Origin of the sequence: Reichenbachiella faecimaris (assembly GCF_900176375.1) — a bacterium.
Taxonomy (GTDB): domain Bacteria; phylum Bacteroidota; class Bacteroidia; order Cytophagales; family Cyclobacteriaceae; genus Reichenbachiella; species Reichenbachiella faecimaris.
Genome location: NZ_FWYF01000001.1, coordinates 864,443 through 885,556 on the forward strand (window position 1 = coordinate 864,443; position 21,114 = coordinate 885,556).

Below are 21,114 nucleotides of genomic sequence, written 5' to 3' on the forward strand. Positions count from 1 at the left end.
CTAATTATAGACATCTTACCATCACCACGGTAAAATCATTTCAGACTTGGAAAAGGACTACTCTAATCCTTCAAGTTGAATAACTCATCTTGCTAAAATCTATCTACTGATATTACCAGCTCCTCCACGCTTTAGTAGGTCATTGATATCGTCTACTGACACGAGATTGAAATCTCCTGAAATGGTGTGCTTGATTCCAGAAGCTGCAGTGGCAAAATCAATAGTTTGCTGTGGGTCATTGTATTTGGCCCGACCGTAAATCAGTCCTGCCATGAATGCATCCCCACCTCCCACTCGGTCTATCAATGGGTACAAATCATATTCGACCGACTGATACAATTTGGTGCCATCATATATAACACCCATCCAGCGATGATGTGTATCATTCACGATTGTTCTGAGTGAGGTTGCAATCCATTTCAAATTTGGGAATTTAGAAAAAACCGTGTCATAATAGGCCGAAAGTTTATCTAGTTCCTCTTTGATGTCTCCCGCAAACGGATTCTTGATGCCCGTCATGATTTCCAGTGATCTGGGATCTCCAAGCATGAGTGAAGTATGCTCCAATAATTCGGGCATAATTTCTCCGGCCTGCTTGCCATATCCCCAAAGTGAAGATCTAAAGTTCAAATCTGTAGATATCTCAATTCCTGCCTTAGCCGCCTGTTTCACGGCCTCTAAAGTCACAGCAGCGCAATTTTGTGAAACGGCAGGGGCTATACCGGACCAATGAAATCTTTCTACTCCGTCGAATACCTGTTTCCAATCCAGATCATTCGCCTGTAGCCTGGCAAACGAAGAGTTTTCGCGATCATAAATCACTTTGCTGCCACGAATAGAGGAGCCCATTTCCACAAAGTAAATACCCATCTTCTGCCCTTTGATCTGTACATGATTGGTATCCACTTTATATTTCGATAATTCAAAAATGGCCGCTTTGCCCAATTCGTTATCTGGCAGCGCAGAAATGAATCGTGTGGGAATTTTAAAATTGGCCAAAGAAATGGCCACATTGGCTTCTGAGCCTCCAAAATTTGCATCATAAGAACCCATCTGCTGAATCATGCCATGGTCAGGCGGGGTCAACCTCAAAAGTATTTCTCCAAACGTAGCTATCATGGCTGCAAGATATGGATTTTGAAAGAATAGAAGAACTCCATGAGGAGACAAATCTTCTCAAGATAACCTACAGGAATAGGACATGAAATAATCAAAATATTCTAATTTAGCGGCTCCATAATATTAATCCTTAACAAAAGATTTTTGAACATGATCATTCGAAACGACTGGACGAGAGAAGAGATTACAGAGATATACAACACACCAGTGATGGATTTGGTTTATCGAGCAGCTACCGTACATAGAGCCTATCACGACCCTAATGAAGTACAGGTTTGTACTTTGCTTTCTGTAAAAACTGGAGGATGTCCTGAGGATTGTGCTTACTGCCCTCAGGCAGCCAGATATCACACGGATGTGAAAGTACACAAACTGATGGAAGTAGATGAGGTATTGGATTCTGCAAAGGCAGCTAAAGACAATGGCAGTACGAGATTCTGTATGGGTGCGGCATGGAGAGAGGTTCGTGACAACAAAGACTTTGACAAAGTACTAGAAATGGTGAAAGGCGTGAATGGCATGGGCATGGAGGTCTGCTGTACCCTTGGTATGTTGTCTGAAGAACAAGCTGAGAAACTGAAAGATGCTGGCTTGTATGCATACAATCATAACCTAGATACGAGTGAGGAGCATTACGAAGAAGTGATCTCTACCCGAACGTATGATGACCGTTTGGATACTTTAAACAACGTGAGAAAAGCAAAAATCTCTGTTTGCTCTGGTGGTATCATTGGCATGGGTGAAAGCCATAACGACCGAGTAGGTATGCTACATACCCTAGCTACGTTGGAAGAGCATCCAGAATCTGTACCAGTAAATGCTCTAGTGCCAGTGGAAGGCACACCATTGGAAGATCAACCAAGAGTTTCTATCTGGGAGATGATCAGAATGATTGCTACTGCTCGAATCATCATGCCTAATGCAATGGTGAGACTATCTGCCGGTAGAGTGAGAATGAATATAGAGGAGCAGGCACTTTGCTTCTTAGCTGGAGCCAATTCTATTTTTGCGGGAGACAAATTGCTCACTACGCCTAACCCAGAAGAGGACATGGACAAGCAAATGTTCCAAACATTGAATTTAAAACCAAGAGCCTCATTTAAAGACAACGAGGCTCCTGTGGAGTTTCAAACCATTCCTCAGTAAGACTTGAGATAAAACTCCGTCGGAAAAGATCTAAAAAAATGCTACTATCCAGTAGCATTTTTTTTGCGGATCAATCCGTGTGAATAATAATCCCACTTCCAATATAGACCTATGGAGCATGGCTGAAAAAAGTCATCATTGCCTCCTGCTGGCACAGCATCAATATAGGCTCCGCCAATTATCCATTCTCCCCATGGAAAATCCACTTGACCAGACAGCATGGCCGTGGAACTCATGTCAACATAAGCATCAGGTGGATCCACATAGGCAGCTTCTCCACCTTCAAATAAAAGATTGAGTCAAGCACCCCATTGTGGCTGGACATAGATAATGCTGCGAAAAACCAAAAATCAATACTTTGGAAATAGAATTAACTATTATAAAAGCACTAAACATACGTGACTACGTCCAAAAATTGACCTATCGTCTACCTTGCTTCATTTAGAAACATTTGAATCTACTTTGTTCTTTTTTCAGTCAGATTCTGCATTATCTCATCTCATTCGACCTAAAATTTGACACAACTATCGAAAGCTCTCTTGATATTTTGACCTGGGCCTTTTTCAAACAGCCAAAATTCTGTACCTTATCTTCTGTCAATATGTGCACTTTTAAACGCAGCTATGAGAATTGTTTGTTTACTGTTTGGTCTGGCTCTTATATTAACTTTCAAGTCGCTCGGTCAAAGCACTCCTCAACGCATTGGATTTGATCCGAAATATGCCTTTAAGGATCTTACCATGGATACTTGGACAAATAAGAGTGGCTTAGTTTCCAACAATGTAATCTCAATTTATCAGGCAAATAACGACTATCTCTGGGTTACCTCTTACAATGGCCTACAGAGATTTGACGGAAACAAATTTGAAATTTACGATCAAACTAATATCTCAGAACTCGCTTCCAATACTTTTTATGAATGCACACAGGACAAAAAAGGCGTACTTTGGTTTGGTACTGGAGCCAGTGGGATCATTGGTTATGATGGAAAAGATTTTTTTAAATTAGATCTACCAGACACTATACCAAGTTCTATTGTATCAATTTTCTCAGATAGCCAGGGAAGACTATGGATAGGAACTAAAAACAACGGATTGTATGTAAAAAACAATAATGGAGTACTCAATAAACAACTAGAAATCCCAAACCTTACGATTCACAATATTTCAGAGGATCTTCATGGAAATATTTGGGTAGCCACTGACAATAAAGGAGCATTCCGAATAAATACCACGGAGACCAAGCAATTTACCACTCTTGATGGTCTTCAGGGCAATCTAATAAGTACGGTCTATCAAAAAAATGACACCACCTATATAGGGACGCTCAATGGACTGAATATAATAATTGGTGATAAAGTAGATAAAATAGAGGCCTTCGACAAAGAAATCATCAATGACATCGTAGTAGATGATTATGGCGTGTTATGGGTTGGTACGGAAAGGGGAATTGCAAAATATAGTTCACACCCGCAAAGTTATGAGGTATTTTCTGAAACAGATGGGCTTCCCAGCAAACGAGTTGTAGACTTAAGTTTTGATAATGAAGGCAGTTTATGGGTTTGTACCTATGAAGGTGGGTTGGTGCGATTTAAAGCTGGAATAATTAATAACTTAACTATTAAAGATGGACTCACCACAAATCAGGTTCACATCATCAATAGAAAAGATGATCTTTATTATATCGGCACGCAAGACGGTATGATCAACATATTTGATGGCGAAAACATTCAATATCTTGAGCTATCAGAGGAATTTAGGAAAGATGTAATCAGAGACATACATTTCGAGGAAGATACCATTTGGGTGGCCAACTATAAAGGGTTGGCAAAAATATCAAATGGGAATCAGCAGTATATCAATGAAAGCAATGGACTTCCCAACAATAACCTGAGAACAATTTTCAAGGATTCAAATGATCAAATCTGGCTCGGATCAAGAACTGGAGGACTTATCAGGTTTAATGAAAACGGCCAACACAAGGTCTATGATAAAGACTCTGGCCTCCTGACCAATTACATACTTTCAATAGCAGAAGACAAGCAGGGAAATATTCTCATTGGCACTAATGCTGGTGGGTTGAGTGTGTTATCCCCTGATGGGACTTTAAACAATTACTCTATCCAAGAGGACGACTCAGGATCACTCATATTTGGCATTCTAACTGATGATCAGGATTTTGTCTGGCTCAGTACAAACCTCGGACTCTATCGATTTTTCAATAACAAAATAGAAAAAGTACAGCTTCACCCTTCATTGAAAATGGAAAAATTCTTTGATGTAGTGAATGATAAGACTGGCAACTTTTGGTTGAGCTCAGCCATTGGCGTAATTCGCATTACAGAAGGTGAACTTTATAATTACTTTGAAGGCAACCAAAATTACGTTGCTTATGATTTTTTTGGTGAAGACGACGGCATGGAAAGCCAAGAATGCACAGGCGCCACCAAAAGTTACTTTGATGAAGAAACAGGTAAAATCTGGATACCCACATTTGAAGGAGTTGCGATCATAGACCCAAGCCAAAAGGTGATTAATCAAAAAATTCCCAATGTCTATATCACTCAAGTACAAGTGGACAACAGCTCTATTTTTCCGATACAAGATGGTGTAAAAATTAAACCAGGTACATTCAGGTACTTGTTTGATATTACCTCTCTCAGTTTTCTTGCCCCTTCTAAGGTTCAGTTTATGTATAAGCTTGAAGGCATTGATGAGCAATGGAATGGCCCGACCAAAAAAAGAAGGATAGAGTACACTAACCTCCCCTATGGCGATTATACTTTATTGGTTAAAGGATCCAACAATGATGACATTTGGAACGAAACTGGTGCTAAACTTTCTTTCACTGTCATGCCGTTTTATTTTGAAACCCTATGGTTTAGAATTGGACTACTCGCCTTTTTTATTGCCTTAGCTTGGGGACTGTACACTTGGCGAGTTTACGACATAAAGAAAACAAATAAGGTACTTCGCAAGATGAATACTGAGCTGGACCATTTTGTGTATAGTGCATCCCACGACCTTCGCGGACCACTGACTTCTACTATGGGGATTGTAAACCTTGCTCTTGACGAAAAAGACCCAGGTCAGCGTGATCAGTACTTTGGACTCATTAAGCAGTGCACGGATAAAATGAACCATTTCATCAATGAGTTGATTAATTATTCCAAAAACAAAAATGACAAGATAGAATATCGTGAATTTGAACTCAAAGTCGTGATTGACAGCATCTGGGAAGGTCTGAAAGAGCGTGTGACACCACGAGGAATTTCGCTTGAATATGATTTTTCCATGGACGGAAAAATACTTGGAGATGAAACAAGACTTAAAGTTATTCTCAGAAATTTAATTCACAATGCTGTAGTTTTTTCAGATACCAATAAGCCTACACCTATTGTCAAAGTCATGCTTCGTCAAAACAATAGGAATATAGAATTGTCAGTGATAGATAACGGACAAGGCATCCCCAAAAACGTGATAGACCGTGTTTTTGATATGTTCTTTAGAGCAAATGATCATAGCATTGGGTCAGGTCTAGGTCTGTATGTAGTAAAAGAAACAACACAAAAACTAAACGCGACCATTGAGGTGAAATCTGAAGAAGGTAAGGGGTCATCGTTCAAAATCATCCTGCCCACAGGAGCATAAAAGAAAATCAAACACTCTTCCGATCAGCTGGCAATTTCATTTCCTTCTCAAGGAGTAAATTCATTTCCTTGATGATGGTATCCAGATTTTCAGCCGACACACCCAATTTTTCTAATAACAACAATTGCTCCTTTTCATCCTTGCCTTTTTTGAGTAAGTCCACCAGCCCCAAAATATTTGAAAGAGGTGCCCTCAACTCATGTGAATTCATGTGCGCATACTTATTGAGTGTATTTAATTGATCCTTGATCCTCAATGACCTCTGTATGGCTAGATCATCCAGGTTTTCATTCATCAACTGCAATTTTTCATTGGCTGATGCAAGCGCTTGTGTACGATCTTTCACTTGTTTTTCAAGGGTCATTTCGTGGTCTACCAACTTTCGTCTGATGTCCAGTTGTACCAAGTACATAGTTGTCACCAAAGCAGTAACAATCCATTCATACTTTATGAGTCTGGTCATTTTTAAATAGAAATCAATAAAATTAAACCCTTCATTTGGACTAATCCATTGATTAATAAGTATTAAAAGTGGAATGATGAAAATAAAATAATAGATGGTACAAATAATCGTCCATGTCAATGCCCGATACCAATCAAGTTGTATCCTGGCCAACAAGTAGTGATAACCGATCCATGCAAATAACAAAGCTGCCAAATGCATAAAATAAACTGTAATGGGGCTAACAGACGAAGGAGTTAGTAAAGTCAATCCACAGACAATGGCCAGAGGCCAAATAGAGCGAAGATAGAAAATTGAGATCAGCAAAGGAATCTCTCTAAAGTCAGCAATAATACCCGCAAGGACAGGCAAATTAATTTTCACATGACCAAATAGAATGGAAAGTAATCCAAAAAATACAGCGTTCACCAAATCTGACCATACAGGTGACGCTTTAATTTTTAGTTGGATTTGTGCAAACATAAATTCTTAGTTCAGGAGGCTTAGAATTGTTTAAGTAACAATTATAACAGAATGTTCCTATCTTCGGAAGTCGCCTCATCCCAATTAAAGATAAGCACTTGGACGACAATTCAATGCTAATTAGTATAGATAGCGCATGAAACTAAAAATACTCATACATATTCTCGTATTAACAATATGCTGCAGTTATAGCATGTCCAAGCCTGATGAATGGGAAATTATTATTTTGGGCATAGCTCAAGACGCAGGCTATCCCCAGGCTGGCTGTAAGAAGTCGTGCTGCAAGGCCTACTGGGATGGCACAAATAAAAGACAACATGCCACATGCTTGGCACTACTCAATCGATCAACAAAGCAAGCCTGGTTGTTCGAAGCCACACCAGACATAAAGTATCAAATGCATGCTTTGGACACCTTGGGTTATGAGCTATCAGGTATTTTCCTCACACATGCGCATGTCGGTCACTATGCAGGACTGATCCATCTGGGTCGTGAAGTGATGGGGACTCAAGACATGCCCGTTTTTGCCATGCCAAAGATGAAAGCATTTCTTGAAACTAATGGCCCATGGAGCCAATTGGTATCGCTCAACAATATTTCGATCAAAGAATTGAAAAATGAATCCCCTGTTTTGCTAAACAGAGGAATGAAAGTCACACCTTGGTTGGTTCCGCATAGAGATGAATATTCTGAAACTGTAGGTTATGAAATGGAAGGGATTGATCAAACCATTCTGTTCATTCCAGATATCAACAAATGGGAAACGTGGAACAAAGACTTAGCTAAAGAAATCAAAAACGTTGATTATGCCTTGCTGGATGCTTCATTTTTCGCAGATGGTGAGCTGCCTGGAAGAGACATGAGCAAAATTCCACATCCGTTTACCACAGAGACGATGAACTTACTCAAAGACCTTCCTGCTAAGGAAAAATCGAAAGTACACTTTATTCATTTCAACCATACCAATCCAGCACTTTTTGAATCGCCTGAAAGAAATCAAGTCTTTGATAGGGGGTTCAATATTGTACACGAAGGGCAGATGTTTAAATTTTAGAGTTTCTATCTACTCAAAAACTCTGCAAGCAAACGATGAAAATGATGAACTCCTTTTTCCATTTTTGGGGAGTAGCGACCTGCTTGATAAAAATGTGATCTAATTCCTTTCTGCACTCCTTCCACCACAAACTCATCCTCACGCTCCACCTTGTCCAACAACGCCCCTGCACTACTGTCTATTTTACTTTCATCGTATACATAAGATATGAACGAGACTTTTGTTTTATTAGGACTCATTGGCTTAACCACATTGATGGACAAACCCCAAGGGTAAAAATTGAACATCATATTTGGAAACACCCAGTAATAATAAGCTCCTACTTTCTTCCCAAAATCTGGATGTCCTTCTGGCAATTCAAATAATTCGGTATCATCATCAGCATATCCAATTTGCAAATTGAGATAATCATAAATTTCTGTGGTATACAAACCATAATCCAATGCATCGTTCAGATCCTTATGTACAAACGGAATATGAAATCCTTCTAAATAATTATCACAGTACAGTGCCCAGTGCGCATTAATCAGGTAATCTTTGGAACGACTCGTATCCAACCGAAAATCCTGAATAGGCAAAAAACCAACACGTTCCTTCATTTTGCCTATGATAGAACCAAACGGAAATTCATCGTCGAGACCTGCAAACAATAGTGGCCCCCACTTTTCAAGTGGAAATTGATGGAGATCATCACATGCCCTAGGGAAATTTTGTGCCTCTTTGAACTCAGGCATGTGCTCAAAGTTTCCGTCTAGGCCAAATCGACGTCCATGATACATGCATTTCAATTTTTTCTGCTTCCCAGGGTGCTGGGCTATTAAATTCCCACGATGTGTACACACATTGGTCATGCACCTAATCTGATTAGATCGATCTCTGGTCAATAATATAGGCTCTGTCAAATAATTGTCCAGCAAGACAGACGGAAACACATCTTCAGTAAGTGGCACCAATTGCTCATCCCCAACGAATTGCCAGGTTTTTAAAAACACTTTCTCTCGGAGCAAGTCAAATACGCTGGAGTCCTTATAAAAAGATGCTGGGAGCGTTTCTGCTTTGGTAATGTCCGGGTCAATTTGATAATTATGATTCATAGCTCTGAATGCCTATATTACTCAATAACAGCTCAATTTACTAGATTAATTCTTAACTCTACATGTCTGAAAAACAAAGTAAAATTGGACTTTGGACTACTACAGCTCTGGTTGTTGGCAATACGATAGGGTCTGGCATTTTTCTTCTTCCTTCTAGTCTTGCAAGTTTTGGTTCCATTAGCCTAATAGGCTGGATGGTTACAACCGTGGGTTCAATGGCCATTGCTTTGACATTTGGATATTTATCAAAACACATCCCTAAAACAGGTGGCCCTTATGCTTATACCAAGGCAAGTTTTGGTGACTTTGCTGCTTTCTGGGTGGCTTGGGGTTATTGGATCTCCATTTGGGTGGGTTCAGCAGCAATTGTTACAGCATTTATAGCTTATTTAGGTGTTTTCTTTCCTTATTTGACAGAAAACTCTTTTGCAGGCCTCATTATGGCTTTGACTACTTTATGGTTTTTGGTTTGGGTAAATAGCAAAGGAATTAAAACTGCTGGTAGACTGGCACTAGTCACTACCATTATCAAAATACTACCCATTATTCTTGTTGGGTGCATTGGCATTTTTTATCTTGACTGGAATCACTTTGAGTCGTTTAACATCAGTGGCAAGTCTGACCTTAAAGCAATTTTAGCGACAGTATCTATTACTCTTTGGGCATTTCTAGGAATAGAAAGTGCTTCAGTGGCTGGCGAAAATGTAAAAGATCCTGAAAAGAACATAGGCAAAGCTACAGTCATAGGTACCTCAGTCTTAGGCCTACTTTATATGATCAGTTCTGTAGCCATCATTGGCCTAGTTTCTCCCTTGGATTTGCAGCAATCTACTGCCCCTTTTGCGGATGCGGCAGCCATTTTGTGGGGAGAAAATGGCCGCTATATAATTGCGGCAGGCGCAACCATTTCGTGTTTTGGTGCACTCAATGGCTGGACGCTACTGGTGGGACAAATGCCACTGGCAGCTGCACAAGACGCCCTATTCCCTAGAGAATTCAAAAAGCTCAACAAACACGGCACACCACTATTTGGCATTATTTTTTCCACAGTACTGGTATCAATCTTGGTTGTAATGGGCAAATCTGATGGACTGATAAAACAATTCCAGTTCATGATTTTATTGGCGACCATAGCCTGTGTGATTCCTTATGTATTCTCCACAGCTGGTTACTTTATTATCTCAGCAGAAAAAGGGCTGTTTGGCAAGGAAGGTCATCTTTCTAAAATCATAATAGCAGCCATAGGTTTTATTTTCTCAGTATGGGCGATTGCAGGGTCTGGAAATGATACAGTATTTTGGGGCTTCATACTTCTTCTCATAGGAATCCCTTTTTATATCATTATTCAAGTGAGGAAAAAACAAATTAAATAATGAGACTACGCACTCAGTATACTTTCAATCGTAGACTTCATTTTATCATAATCCGAATAACCCATGCTCACGGCCAAGTACTCTTCTCCTTTTTTGAGCACGACGGCAGGAAAGCCACGCACACCCATTTGCTGAGCTTTGGCAAAGTCTTGATACACCAACTGCTTATAGCCTTGGGATAAAAATAGCGACTCAAAAGTGGTGTAGTTCAATCCCAATTCTTCACATAGAGCTTTGTACGTATTCAGATCATGTACGTCCTTATTTTCAGCATAAAATGCTTGCTGCAGTCTTTTATAGAAAAACCATTCTTTCGACGCATCCATATCTCTAACCACACGAACCGCTCTTGCGGATGGCTCAGTATCGTAGTTGAATTGCTCGCGATCAAAAAAGCTATAATCGAAAGGCTGACCAGACGCGGTCTGCACATGCTCCCAATGCTGACGGATCATCGCACGAAAATCTTCCGTCCACTCTTCTCCTCCGCCTGGTCGAAGTCCACCCAGTATCAACTCAAAATCAAACTGATTGACATACTCTTCTTTTATTTTTTCCAAGTGGTTAGTAATACCCCAGCACCAGCTACACATTGGATCCCCCACGTAAATGAGCTGATCCCTGTGCTTCTTGGTTTCCGTTTTCTCTATGCTGATTGTTGTATTTGGCACTTCGCATGCTCCTTCTTCACAGTTCAACTCCATATCTTAGTTTCTTTCTATTATTCAACGCACAACATCCAGACTCTACAAATAAATCCTCAAATTCAAAGTTTATTTTAAAACAGGTTTAAGCACTTCTGTATTTCCATCTATTGAATTTTTATCAAAGTTTAATCCAAGAATATTGGCAATCAATGGATAAATATGGACATTTTCAAAAGGCGCAATTTCAATATCAGGCAGAAAAACTGATCCTTTTGCGTAAAATATTCCCTGCATTTCCGTAGTAGAAAAGGGCGCATAACCATGCGTACTACTCCCAGGGGACATTTCCTTGGCTTCACTGATCTGAAACCCTGGTTTGGGAATGATTATTAAATCTCCAATTCTAGAATGGGTTGAATAATAAAAGTTTTCTGGCCATTGTCCCATACGGTATACCTCCAAACGCTCATCATGAGACAAAATTTGGTAGCATTCGTTGAGATACGAACTGTCAGAACTATAAATCATGGTGGGCATACTTTTAGTAATAACTGTAGACTCACCAGCTTCTGGAATCAATTCACTCAATCGAATCAAATTTTCAGTATCAAAACTCTTCATTCCGTGATCTGAAACTACTATCAGTTGCACAGGCAAATCAGTAGTTTTTAGCTTCATCAGTAAATCTCCGATAATGCCATCCATCGTTAATACACAGTCGGCTATTTCTTTAGAATCGGGCCCAAACTTATGACCTATGTTATCTGTATCTGAGAAATATAGCGTAATGAAATGCGGCCGCTTTTCTTCCGGCAGCATCAGCCAGTTCACCACAGTGTTTACTCTGTCTTCATGGCTTATTTGAGAATTGTATTTATAGTAATAAGTAGGATGATATCCATATATAGGAGCTTCAGTCCCTACCCACATCATGCTTGCAGTTACCATCCCTTGTTCTCTTGCTAGTGTCCATAACGGCTTTCCATAATACCAAATGGACTTTTCTACCTCATCCCTATTGCGTATATCATAAGCTCGACCAATTTTTCGATCATAAAATGAATTAGAAACCAATCCATGGTTGCCAGGGTACAAGCCCGTTACAATGGAGTAATGATTTGGAAATGTTTTTGAAGGGAAACTTGGGATCAGCCCCTCTGCCCTCACACCAAACGACAGTAAATTCTCAGCGCCATACCTTTTGGCATAGTCATATCTAAATCCATCTATTGATACAAGTACAACATAAGTCGCCTGTTTCGACTCGAAAGAATTTATAAATTCTGAAGTAATCTCTAGTTGCTTTGTTTTTTCACTGACAGGATATTCTACCAGTCTATCTGTACAACAAGACAATAAACAAAGGGCAATGATAAAGCGCACGGGTTCATTTTAAATTCACCCTATGAAGTTAATGCCTCTAGAGAATAAATCTGACCATCTTGCCAAAAGTATTTCGATTTAACCATTTGATCATTGTCTGCCAGAGCGTTGAAAAGTGCTCTTTTATAACCCCATCCACTTTAAATCTGAATCAGCTAAAGGGTTGATTCGTTTGGCTTTATTTGGGTTCATCTGCTGAGCGATGGTCCACCAGGACACAAAGGATTCATGGGCTTGATTCAGTTTCTCCTCCGTGTTTTTTATCATCACATTGGCCCTGTTTCCTTGGCTCATAAATTCACTGATTTGTCTGGTATCTACCTCACTTTGTAAAATTGGAAACGGAGAAATGTACCATGCCTTTCGAGGTTTTTTCCCTTCATTTTTTCGAATGGAGTCGATGAGCCACATCGCCACAATCCCTGCCTGGCATTGATCGACATAGTACCTGCCTAAAATATTCCTAGGAAAGTTGGTCAGTATTTCATTCGAATTGACAATTTCCATCAGCGCCGGAATATCTTCCCAACCTAAATCTGGCGCAAACCCTGAGTTATAATTGTTACTCAATAAGTCTTCAATGAATTGCTCTGTATTGGAGACCTCTGTTTGCTTCCTTTGGTCTTTCTTATTGAATGTTTCTTCTCGCATGCTTTGAGTCAATTTGATTAATCCATTCGTCTGAGCGAATTGAGATTTCAATGAAAGATAAGCAGTCAGGTCACGCTGCACTCTTTCATCAAACTTAAAATCGCGCTTCGAATCCCAGGCATTCCAAAAAGGCTCATCATAAGGCGTATCATCTGGAAGCTTCAATCGAGAAGGAAACTTCTGCGGCTGCACATCCAAATCTTCAAAATCATACAACTGCGTGTGAGCGGTTTCTTTATGAACTTTCAAGAGGTTTCCCGTCAATCGCTCCACATTGAGCCATTTGAACACCCGCTCCCCTTCAGTAATCCTCATTTGACCATTCACCTCAGCCAACCAATAAGAATGTCTTGTTTCTATCAAGTCGTTGTTGTACTTTCCACTATTTGTCATCCTTTCATTCGGTCGCAAAGAAAAATCAGCGAGTATTTCTGAAACCTTAATTAGCCGATTGCTCTCCTCTGTGATGTAATAGCGATAATACTCATGTATAAAATTATCGGCTCCTTTGGCAAACTCGGTAATGACATAAACCTGTTGTCCGTCCAATTCCAAAATGTCTGTTATCTTCAGTTCAAGTCCATCCAGCTTATCTTGTTTGGAATTAATTCTTTTAAAAACAGGTAGCCCCAAAATTTCGCCAGACACGGAAAACATATGCGATTGTGACTTTTGAGAGTATAGCACAGGAAACATGGAGTAATCTATGCTTCTGCGGTGGGCTAAGATATCCATACCCGGATCGTCCTGCTCTCCTCGGTAGTAAACATCAAAAACCAATTGCTCGAACAAAGTATAAGTCTCATTCTCTTCTGAAGTAATAGTATAGACGCCCGAACATTTGTAGTAAGACGTCTGAGGTACTTGCGAAGAGAATGATTCAAAAGCCTTCTGCAGTAATTTGGCCGGAGCATAAATAGTAATTCCTTCCAACTCAATCGCCTGCTCTACCATGATGTATTCAGGTGTTTTGGAGGCAGTCAATTCCTTAATAGGAAGCTCCAAGGAAGCTAATCCAATGGAAGACACCACCAAAGTATCTTCCAGATACTCCTCTGGGATTTTATAGCTAAAGAAACCGTCTTGGTTAGTGATGCCACCAAGGTTCTTACCTTTCACCAAGAGATGAGCAAATGAAATAGGTTCTCCTTCTTCATTTAAAATTTTACTTGAAATTGAAATGTAGCCATCTGTCTGTGACCAGGCACGTGAAGCAAAAAGGAAACAGAACAGATAAATAAATATTTTGAGTTTCATAAATATTTGAATTTTGAGTATTAATTATTTTGACCTTTATAAAATTTTTGTCCGAACATCTCTAAATAAGACTCACGATCAGCAGAATTGAGATGATAAAAATCCACAACATCAAAGGAGTCATCCACTTCAGATTTGATCAGAAATTTATCATCTCCTATATATTCTCCTATGAAAAGTAGATTGCCCAATTGCAAAATCAATTGTTGGTTTTTCGCTTTCACTACCAATTGATTGAGTTGATCACTAACATACCTCCCAACAAATTTTTCTAGTGAGACGTTTTTTATTTCTTCACTATCCACAGACTGAAAAATGCTGTCCTTGTAGTGTCTATATCGCTTGGTTCGAACACGAATAGATTCTTCCATGGCATCCAATTCTTTAGCATTATCCACTCCTAACTGCTCTGCCAGTATATAATTTAAGATTAGCTCTATTGCGCGACTTTGCTGGCTCATCATAATCACCACCCCCAAATTCTCTTCACGCACCAGCGCATGAACAGACACATAACCAGGATAACCACCACCATGCCATGAGATATCATACTCATGCCAGTCACCCTGCTCCCAACCCAGACCATAACCATAGTTATTGATCCCTGCGGACTTATCGTAAAAGTCTATTCGATCAGTATGAATATCATCCAATACAGCCCGTGTGAAATACGCATTATTTGAAGTATCCAAATGCGCCATTAACCATTTGTTCATATCAGCAACTGTGGTGATCAATCCACCTGCCGCATGCATCGTATCGTCACGCTTCATAAAACTGCCAGTCCTGATACTGCCATTACTATAAGTATGAGGCAATGCCAAAAGACTTGCTGATTCGACACTAGCACTTGGTTGTAAATAAGCACTGGTGCTCTTCATGTCCAGGGGTCTGAAAATATCCTCATACAGTAGTTGTTTCCAGCCTTTTTGGGTCAATTGTTCCAATGCCATACCACTTAAAATATATCCTAGGTTGGTATAATCGTATGTTCCCAAACCTCTCTGACCCGTCGACGTCTCCAAATCTTGAATGAGTTCGTCTTGAGTGAAATTTCCAGTATAGGCGGTTTTAATGGCCACGGAAGTATTTTGAAGGCCGGAGGTATGAATAAGCAAATCCTCAAGAGTGATTTCGTTTGTCTGCATGCCTGATGGGAAATTTATTTTCAGACAATCATTCATCTTAGTTTTCAAATCCAACTCTCCACGATCTTCCATTAGCTTCATCAGGGTTCCGATAAATGATTTTGTCATAGAGGCAATGTAGAATTTGGTATTCAAATCAGCTTTCTTCTGATTTTCGAAATCTTCATACCCAAATACTTTTTCCTCAACAACCTCACCGTCTTTCACTACGCCAATGGCTATTGCCCCACCTATTTGATACCCCTCGATCAATCCTTCTATGTATTGATCTAAATCTGAATATTGTTGTAGACTGTTAGTTGTGGCGATCTCATGCTTTGAATCTTTTTTAGGTATACAACCCAATTGCATAAGCATAATTACAATCGAACAAAAAACTTGATGTTTTACTCTATTCATGGCGAATTCAAATTATATCGCTATACTAGACTTCAGAACCCTATCAACCAGATTTGAAGACAGTGAAAAAGTCGAAGTGTACCAAAAATGAGGTTGAATTGTACGGATTAATTAGCCACCCAGCGTTTGAAGTCTGGTGCTTTCAGTCTGCTGATTTCATGAAATGGTGAAAAATCTTGTACTGGAACTAGCCTTATCCTAAGCTTTCTGTTAGCCAATGGCTCAAAACTTTGTATAGCTTCCTTCTTTACCAACACCTGTCTGTTCAGCCTGAAAAAACCAAATGGATCAAGTTTAGTTTCCAAATTTGACAGAGACTCATCCATCACCATTTTTTCTTGGCTGATAGTAATGGCATAAGTATTTTGATACTGGACTTGAAAAAATAGAATCTCGTCGACCGAAAGAAGTTTGGTGGCTTTTCCTGCTTTAACATGAAACTTCAGCGTTTCTGATTCCCGTTCTGCATCCTGTCTTCTACTTGCAAAGTAGCCTACCAGAATAACCAAGATGGCTTTAATTGGCATTTCTAATACCCAATAGTCTGAATAAATAACAGTTTGATAATGATTTTTCAAATACCAGTTGAGCAAAAAGTAGTCCAGAGGCAGAAACACCAGCATCAATACGATCACATGACCAATGACAAAAATCACATGGTCAAACTTCTTCATAAATCCCTTGACCCTAGGTGAAACAAGTTGATAAATCGTCCAATTCAACAACATGGTTGAGATCAAATACATCAGATCCATTAGGTCATCGAGTGGGAAACTGGCCTGGACAAATCGATCTGGATTCCCAAAATAAAATAAAAACACGATTAGAAATCCAATAACTATAATCTGTCTAGAAAAAGCACGATTCTCAACCATGCCACTCCTCCACTCTAAAGCCGCTAACAGGGTAACTCCCACAATTGAAAAGACAATCAATTTCCCTAGATGCAAATACGAAATCAAATCATCAGTACCTGACGGGTTCAACAAAGCAATTAAGAAATAAACACACGCAGAGCACAAAACAACAAGGAAAGCAAGTATCATAAATTTAAGAGGATACCAGCTCTGACCTAGCTTGGAACCAAAAAATTGAGTTATCCATTTCCTGCTTAAAAAAATGACACCAAACACGGCACCTATTTCAGGGAGTCTGATGTAGTAAATCACAAGAAGTAGGGCAGATGCTATTACTACTTTAATGATCCAATGACGTTTATGCGTTTCTAAGAGTGACATTTAGCAACAATAATAATGACAAAATTTAGAGTCTTATAAGTAGACAACCTACTCGTCATTTGGTTGCATGCTACTGGTGGATTGTAATAAATCAACTCTTTGACTCACCAATATGAAAAATATTTCAAACTCATTGTAACCGAGCGCTACACCCCGCGTCTCCTAAGCAACATGACCACAGAACAATTTAAAACCGACGTCTTATCAGTCAAGAACAAACTCTACCGATATGCCCTGAGTATCGTGTGTGAGGTAGAATTGGCCGAGGATATCGTACAAGAAGTGTTCATGAAGCTTTGGAACCAGCGAGAAAAACTCAAAGACATCCAAAACATTGAAGCCTGGAGTATGACAATTACCAGAAATCAATGTTTGGACAAATTGAGAAAAAAGAAAATGCATGTGGTGGATCTTTCGGAAGCCAAATACCAAATATCAGGGCATCAGGTATCGGACCACCTCAGCATCCATAATGATTTGATAGAAAAGATCAAATCTACGCTGGAGCTGCTACCCGAAAAACAACGCGAGATTTTTCGGCTGCGGGAATTACTGGGCTATTCCAATCAGGAGATCGAGGAGATCATGGGTTTGGATGACACTCAGGTGAAAGTGTACTTGTTCAGGGCAAGACAAAAAGTAAGGGCATCATTGAGTAAAATATTGAACTATGGAGTGGAAACAAATCAAGCAGCTGTCTGAAAAATACTGGCAGGCTGACACGACAATAGAAGAGGAAAGAGCACTCAGAAAAAACATTACACCCTCTGACGATCCACTGGATCCGCAGGAGGTCGAGTACTTCAAAACCATCGAGCAGTTCTCCTCAGCACAACTCAGTGATGACTTCGAAGATCGCTTTTTTGAAAAAATAGAATCAGAACAAAAAACAGTCTCCTTCTATCATCAAAAGTGGTTTCAGCTAGCGGCATCTGTCTTACTCATGATTGGCATGGTTGGAGGCTTTCATTCATACAAAGAAAGACAACTGGCACGCCAACAAGAAGCCAGAGTGGCATTTGAAATTGCAAAAAGCGCCCTTTTTATGGTTTCGGACAAAATGAGTAGAGGCAGTCAGTACACACTGGATGGACTCACCAAATTCGAAGAAACCCATCAAAAAATTAAAACTCAGAATTTCAACAATTAAGCATATGAAAAAGATATCAATAATAGCAATAGCCATGATTTGGAGTGTATCTACTATGGCACAGGACAATGCCATCAGCAAATACTTCGCTAAACATGTATCAGATACGGCTTTCACGAAAGTGACGGTAACCAGCAAGATGTTTTCTCTATTTACTGAAATAGAAGGAGAAGATGAAGCTGAGAAAGAAGTACTGGAGGCATTGAGTAAACTCAAGGGCATCAAGGTTTTGATCAATGAGGAGCCAAAAGATCCAGCTACATTGTACAGCAATGCAGTAACCACAATAAGTAAGGACAAAGGTTACGAAGAGCTGATGTCTGTAGAAGATGGTGATGAAAATGTCAAATTCATGATCCGAGATAAAGGAAGTATCATCAATGAACTGCTGATGATAGTAGGTGGAAAAGAGGAGTTTTTAATTATGAGCCTTTTTGGTGAAATAGATTTAAAGCAAATAGCAAAGCTCTCCAGAATTATGAAAATGAAGGGTATGGATCATCTAAAAGTCCTAGATGGTGGTGATGATGAATAAAAATTTTATAGGTCAAATACTCACTCACTCTGCTCTTTATATAAAGAGCAGAGCTTGCTTACTCACGCTGGGTTTGCTTTTTGGAACTCATCTTTCATTTGGACAAACGAGTCTAATTACAGATTTGAAGAAAGACCGACTTACGGAATTGAGTTTGTACTTCTACCCAAGCACCTTACGGATGGTCAATCTGGATAAAAACGAAGAATTCAATAGACTCATTCAGGATATTGAAAAGCTTATTTTCTATAAAATGAATGGAAAATTTGAAAATATAGATTTGTACAATCTTGTGGGGCAATTGCAAACAGAAGAGTCTTTTGAAGAATATGTAGTCATAGATGGGCCAACCAAAAAGTTCTATCTATTGGGTAGAGAAAAACCTACAGAAACGGTAGGCCTGGCTTTGATGAATGAAGAGCATTACGTATTTGATATTGCTGGTAGTTTAGAACTCAAGGAAATCCCCAAGCTCTACCAATACATTTCAGAAAATGACTCAACTTTTCAAAGCAAGTTTTCACAAATACTAAACCTGGTGGAGCTAGGAGATGATATAGTAGACTAAAAAAACTCAACCATTGAAATACATACTCGAAACCAAAGGGCTCACCAAAAAATATGGCAAACTTACTGCGTTAGATCAACTCAATCTGACCATAGAACCAGGTATGGTCTTCGGACTGCTAGGCCCGAATGGAAGTGGAAAAACCACAACTTTAGGGATGATTCTAGAGGTTACCAAGCCAAGCAGTGGCAGCTACCTCTGGTTCGACGAAGCACCAAGTGCCAACAGTCGTAAAAAGATTGGGGCCATCCTGGAAACACCATGTTTCTACCCCTATCTGTCAGCCGTACGAAACCTTAGAATTATCGCCAAGATCAAGGAGTGTCGGGAATCAAGAATAGAGGAGGTGCTAAGACAGGTAGGTCTTTATGAACGCAAAGATGACCCATTCAAAAATTACTCCCTGGGCATGAAACAGCGATTGGCAATCGCCTCTGCCCTGCTGGCAGATCCGCCTGTGCTTATTTTAGATGAGCCTACCAATGGACTAGATCCACAGGGAATTGTCGAGATAAGAGAGGTCATTCAACAAATTGCTTCTTCAGGAAAAACCATTATTCTAGCCAGTCATCTGCTCGATGAAGTGCAGAAGGTTTGTACACATTTTTGTGTACTGCGTAAAGGACAAAAACTGTATCAGGGCAGTGTAGACGAAGCACTTTCTGATCAGAAAACGATAGAGGTGGCTGCTTCCAATTTGGATCATCTTGAAGCAACACTTAAGAAAATGAATGGCATTTATAAAGTAGAAAAGCTTACAGATGTCATATCTCTGACTACTGAGAATGGGCTTTCAACTGAATCGATCAACGCTTTTCTTTTCGAAAAAGGACTCACAGCTACCCATCTGGTCAAGAAAAGTGGTAGCCTAGAAAAGCAATTCCTCAAAATACTCAACGAAAATGACTAGACTCTTACAAATAGAATGGCTTAAACTCAAATACAACAGACCTTTTTGGATTTTAGTGGCCATGTATTCCATAGGTGTTATTATCGTCTGCTCGGGCGGTATGCTATTCCTAAACTTTCTGAAAAATCAAGGGGCTGATTTTGACGGAATCGACCCTACAATAATTCCTATCTACGACTTCCCGGATGTATGGCACAACATCTCCTATGTGGCTACCTTTTTCAAAGTGCTTCTTGGGTTTATCATAGTCATTTCAATTGCCAATGAGGCCTCCTATCGCACCATGAGACAGAACGTCATAGATGGTTTGAGCAAAAAGGAATTCCTACAGACCAAACTTTTGATCATTGGTATTTTATCCATAAGTGCCATGGTTCTGTTGTTCTTGATTGGCTTGATTACTGGTGGCATTTATTCACATATCTTGGGATGGAAGTATGTGTTTTCTGACCTCCAGTTTCTATTTGCCTATGGATTCGAGGTCTTCTGTTATTTAACCTTTGCCTTAATGATCGCACTACTAGTGAGAAAATCTGGCCTGGTTATCGTGGGCTTACTCATGTATACTTTAATCTTTGATCCAGTAGCAGCCAAATTCATAGAACACTTCCCATACATCTGGGATGAAATCAGATTCATAAAAGACTATCTACCTGTCACAGCACTCAACAACTTGATTCACGTACCTTTCATGAAGTACTTCTTCCAGGAAATTCAAGATTATATCTCATGGAAAGAATTAGCGATTGTATCTGGTTGGTTAATGATTAACATCGGGCTGAGCTATTGGGTATTGAAGAAAAGAGATATATAAAAAGAGCCCATGAATATTTCCTATGGGCTCAATTGTGGTTGTTGCGGAAAGGG

General features: G+C 39.6%; 19 protein-coding genes. 10 read left to right on the forward strand and 9 right to left on the reverse strand.

Annotated features, from left to right (window positions below; all coding sequences use genetic code 11):
• Positions 1–99: 99 nt before the first annotated feature.
• On the reverse strand, positions 100–1,119 hold the full coding sequence (locus B9A58_RS03665) for a sugar kinase (RefSeq protein WP_139793728.1): 1,020 nt from the start codon (positions 1,117–1,119) through the stop codon (positions 100–102).
• Between the two features lie 150 nt (positions 1,120–1,269).
• On the opposite strand from B9A58_RS03665, the gene bioB reads away from it, so the two are divergent.
• Complete coding sequence (bioB, locus tag B9A58_RS03670; RefSeq protein WP_084371062.1) at positions 1,270–2,265, forward strand: biotin synthase BioB; 996 nt, start codon at positions 1,270–1,272, stop codon at positions 2,263–2,265.
• A 44-nt stretch (positions 2,266–2,309) separates the two neighbouring features.
• Here bioB and B9A58_RS03675 read toward each other — a convergent pair whose 3' ends face one another.
• Positions 2,310–2,528, reverse strand: a complete 219-nt coding sequence (locus tag B9A58_RS03675; RefSeq protein ID WP_084371063.1) for a hypothetical protein — start codon at positions 2,526–2,528, stop codon at positions 2,310–2,312.
• Between the two features lie 360 nt (positions 2,529–2,888).
• Between B9A58_RS03675 and B9A58_RS03680 the strand changes: the two genes are divergently transcribed.
• Positions 2,889–5,915 (forward strand): sensor histidine kinase, encoded by a 3,027-nt coding sequence (locus B9A58_RS03680; protein ID WP_084371064.1) that lies wholly within the window; start codon positions 2,889–2,891, stop codon positions 5,913–5,915.
• Positions 5,916–5,922: 7 nt separating this feature from the next.
• Here the strand turns inward: B9A58_RS03680 and B9A58_RS03685 are convergent, their stop codons facing one another.
• A complete protein-coding gene (locus B9A58_RS03685; RefSeq protein ID WP_084371065.1) occupies positions 5,923–6,840 on the reverse strand; it encodes a histidine kinase dimerization/phospho-acceptor domain-containing protein in 918 nt (305 codons plus the stop codon).
• Between the two features lie 136 nt (positions 6,841–6,976).
• On the opposite strand from B9A58_RS03685, the gene B9A58_RS03690 reads away from it, so the two are divergent.
• Positions 6,977–7,894, forward strand: a complete 918-nt coding sequence (locus tag B9A58_RS03690; RefSeq protein WP_084371066.1) for an MBL fold metallo-hydrolase — start codon at positions 6,977–6,979, stop codon at positions 7,892–7,894.
• Positions 7,895–7,899: 5 nt separating this feature from the next.
• Here the strand turns inward: B9A58_RS03690 and B9A58_RS03695 are convergent, their stop codons facing one another.
• Positions 7,900–8,988 carry an aromatic ring-hydroxylating oxygenase subunit alpha gene (locus tag B9A58_RS03695; protein WP_084371067.1) on the reverse strand — a complete coding sequence of 363 codons (1,089 nt, stop codon included), beginning with the start codon at positions 8,986–8,988 and terminating at the stop codon, positions 7,900–7,902.
• A gap of 62 nt (positions 8,989–9,050) precedes the next feature.
• Between B9A58_RS03695 and B9A58_RS03700 the strand changes: the two genes are divergently transcribed.
• Positions 9,051–10,361, forward strand: a complete 1,311-nt coding sequence (locus tag B9A58_RS03700; RefSeq protein ID WP_084371068.1) for an amino acid permease — start codon at positions 9,051–9,053, stop codon at positions 10,359–10,361.
• Positions 10,362–10,366: 5 nt separating this feature from the next.
• Here the strand turns inward: B9A58_RS03700 and B9A58_RS03705 are convergent, their stop codons facing one another.
• From B9A58_RS03705 to B9A58_RS03725, 5 genes are all read right to left on the reverse strand, one after another.
• Positions 10,367–11,065, reverse strand: a complete 699-nt coding sequence (locus tag B9A58_RS03705; protein ID WP_084371069.1) for a DsbA family protein — start codon at positions 11,063–11,065, stop codon at positions 10,367–10,369.
• 69 nt (positions 11,066–11,134) lie between these two features.
• Positions 11,135–12,391, reverse strand: a complete 1,257-nt coding sequence (locus tag B9A58_RS03710; RefSeq protein WP_084371070.1) for an alkaline phosphatase family protein — start codon at positions 12,389–12,391, stop codon at positions 11,135–11,137.
• A 123-nt stretch (positions 12,392–12,514) separates the two neighbouring features.
• Positions 12,515–14,299, reverse strand: a complete 1,785-nt coding sequence (locus B9A58_RS03715; RefSeq protein WP_084371071.1) for a DUF4943 family protein — start codon at positions 14,297–14,299, stop codon at positions 12,515–12,517.
• A gap of 20 nt (positions 14,300–14,319) precedes the next feature.
• Positions 14,320–15,846, reverse strand: a complete 1,527-nt coding sequence (locus B9A58_RS03720) for a serine hydrolase domain-containing protein (RefSeq protein WP_084371072.1) — start codon at positions 15,844–15,846, stop codon at positions 14,320–14,322.
• Positions 15,847–15,953: 107 nt separating this feature from the next.
• The gene (locus tag B9A58_RS03725) at positions 15,954–17,084 is read right to left on the reverse strand and encodes a LytR/AlgR family response regulator transcription factor (RefSeq protein WP_084371073.1); all 1,131 of its coding nucleotides are present in this window, start codon (positions 17,082–17,084) and stop codon (positions 15,954–15,956) included.
• Positions 17,085–17,183: 99 nt separating this feature from the next.
• Between B9A58_RS03725 and B9A58_RS03730 the strand changes: the two genes are divergently transcribed.
• Genes B9A58_RS03730 through B9A58_RS03755 form a run of 6 tightly spaced genes read left to right on the forward strand, consistent with a single transcriptional unit; the run spans position 17,184 to position 21,061 of the window.
• Positions 17,184–17,786 carry an RNA polymerase sigma factor gene (locus tag B9A58_RS03730; RefSeq protein ID WP_139793729.1) on the forward strand — a complete coding sequence of 201 codons (603 nt, stop codon included), beginning with the start codon at positions 17,184–17,186 and terminating at the stop codon, positions 17,784–17,786.
• Positions 17,755–18,234: a hypothetical protein gene (locus B9A58_RS03735; protein ID WP_084371075.1), complete on the forward strand. Its 480-nt coding sequence runs from the start codon at positions 17,755–17,757 to the stop codon at positions 18,232–18,234. The genes B9A58_RS03730 and B9A58_RS03735 overlap by 32 nt, the downstream gene beginning before the upstream one ends.
• 4 nt (positions 18,235–18,238) lie before the next feature.
• Positions 18,239–18,769: a DUF4252 domain-containing protein gene (locus tag B9A58_RS03740; RefSeq protein WP_176214668.1), complete on the forward strand. Its 531-nt coding sequence runs from the start codon at positions 18,239–18,241 to the stop codon at positions 18,767–18,769.
• A complete protein-coding gene (locus tag B9A58_RS03745; protein ID WP_139793730.1) occupies positions 18,759–19,337 on the forward strand; it encodes a hypothetical protein in 579 nt (192 codons plus the stop codon). Before B9A58_RS03740 ends, B9A58_RS03745 begins: the two co-directional genes overlap by 11 nt.
• A gap of 13 nt (positions 19,338–19,350) precedes the next feature.
• Positions 19,351–20,247, forward strand: coding sequence for an ABC transporter ATP-binding protein (locus B9A58_RS03750; protein ID WP_084371078.1), 897 nt, complete (start codon positions 19,351–19,353; stop codon positions 20,245–20,247).
• On the forward strand, positions 20,240–21,061 hold the full coding sequence (locus B9A58_RS03755) for an ABC transporter permease subunit (RefSeq protein ID WP_084371079.1): 822 nt from the start codon (positions 20,240–20,242) through the stop codon (positions 21,059–21,061). Before B9A58_RS03750 ends, B9A58_RS03755 begins: the two co-directional genes overlap by 8 nt.
• Positions 21,062–21,114: the final 53 nt, after the last annotated feature.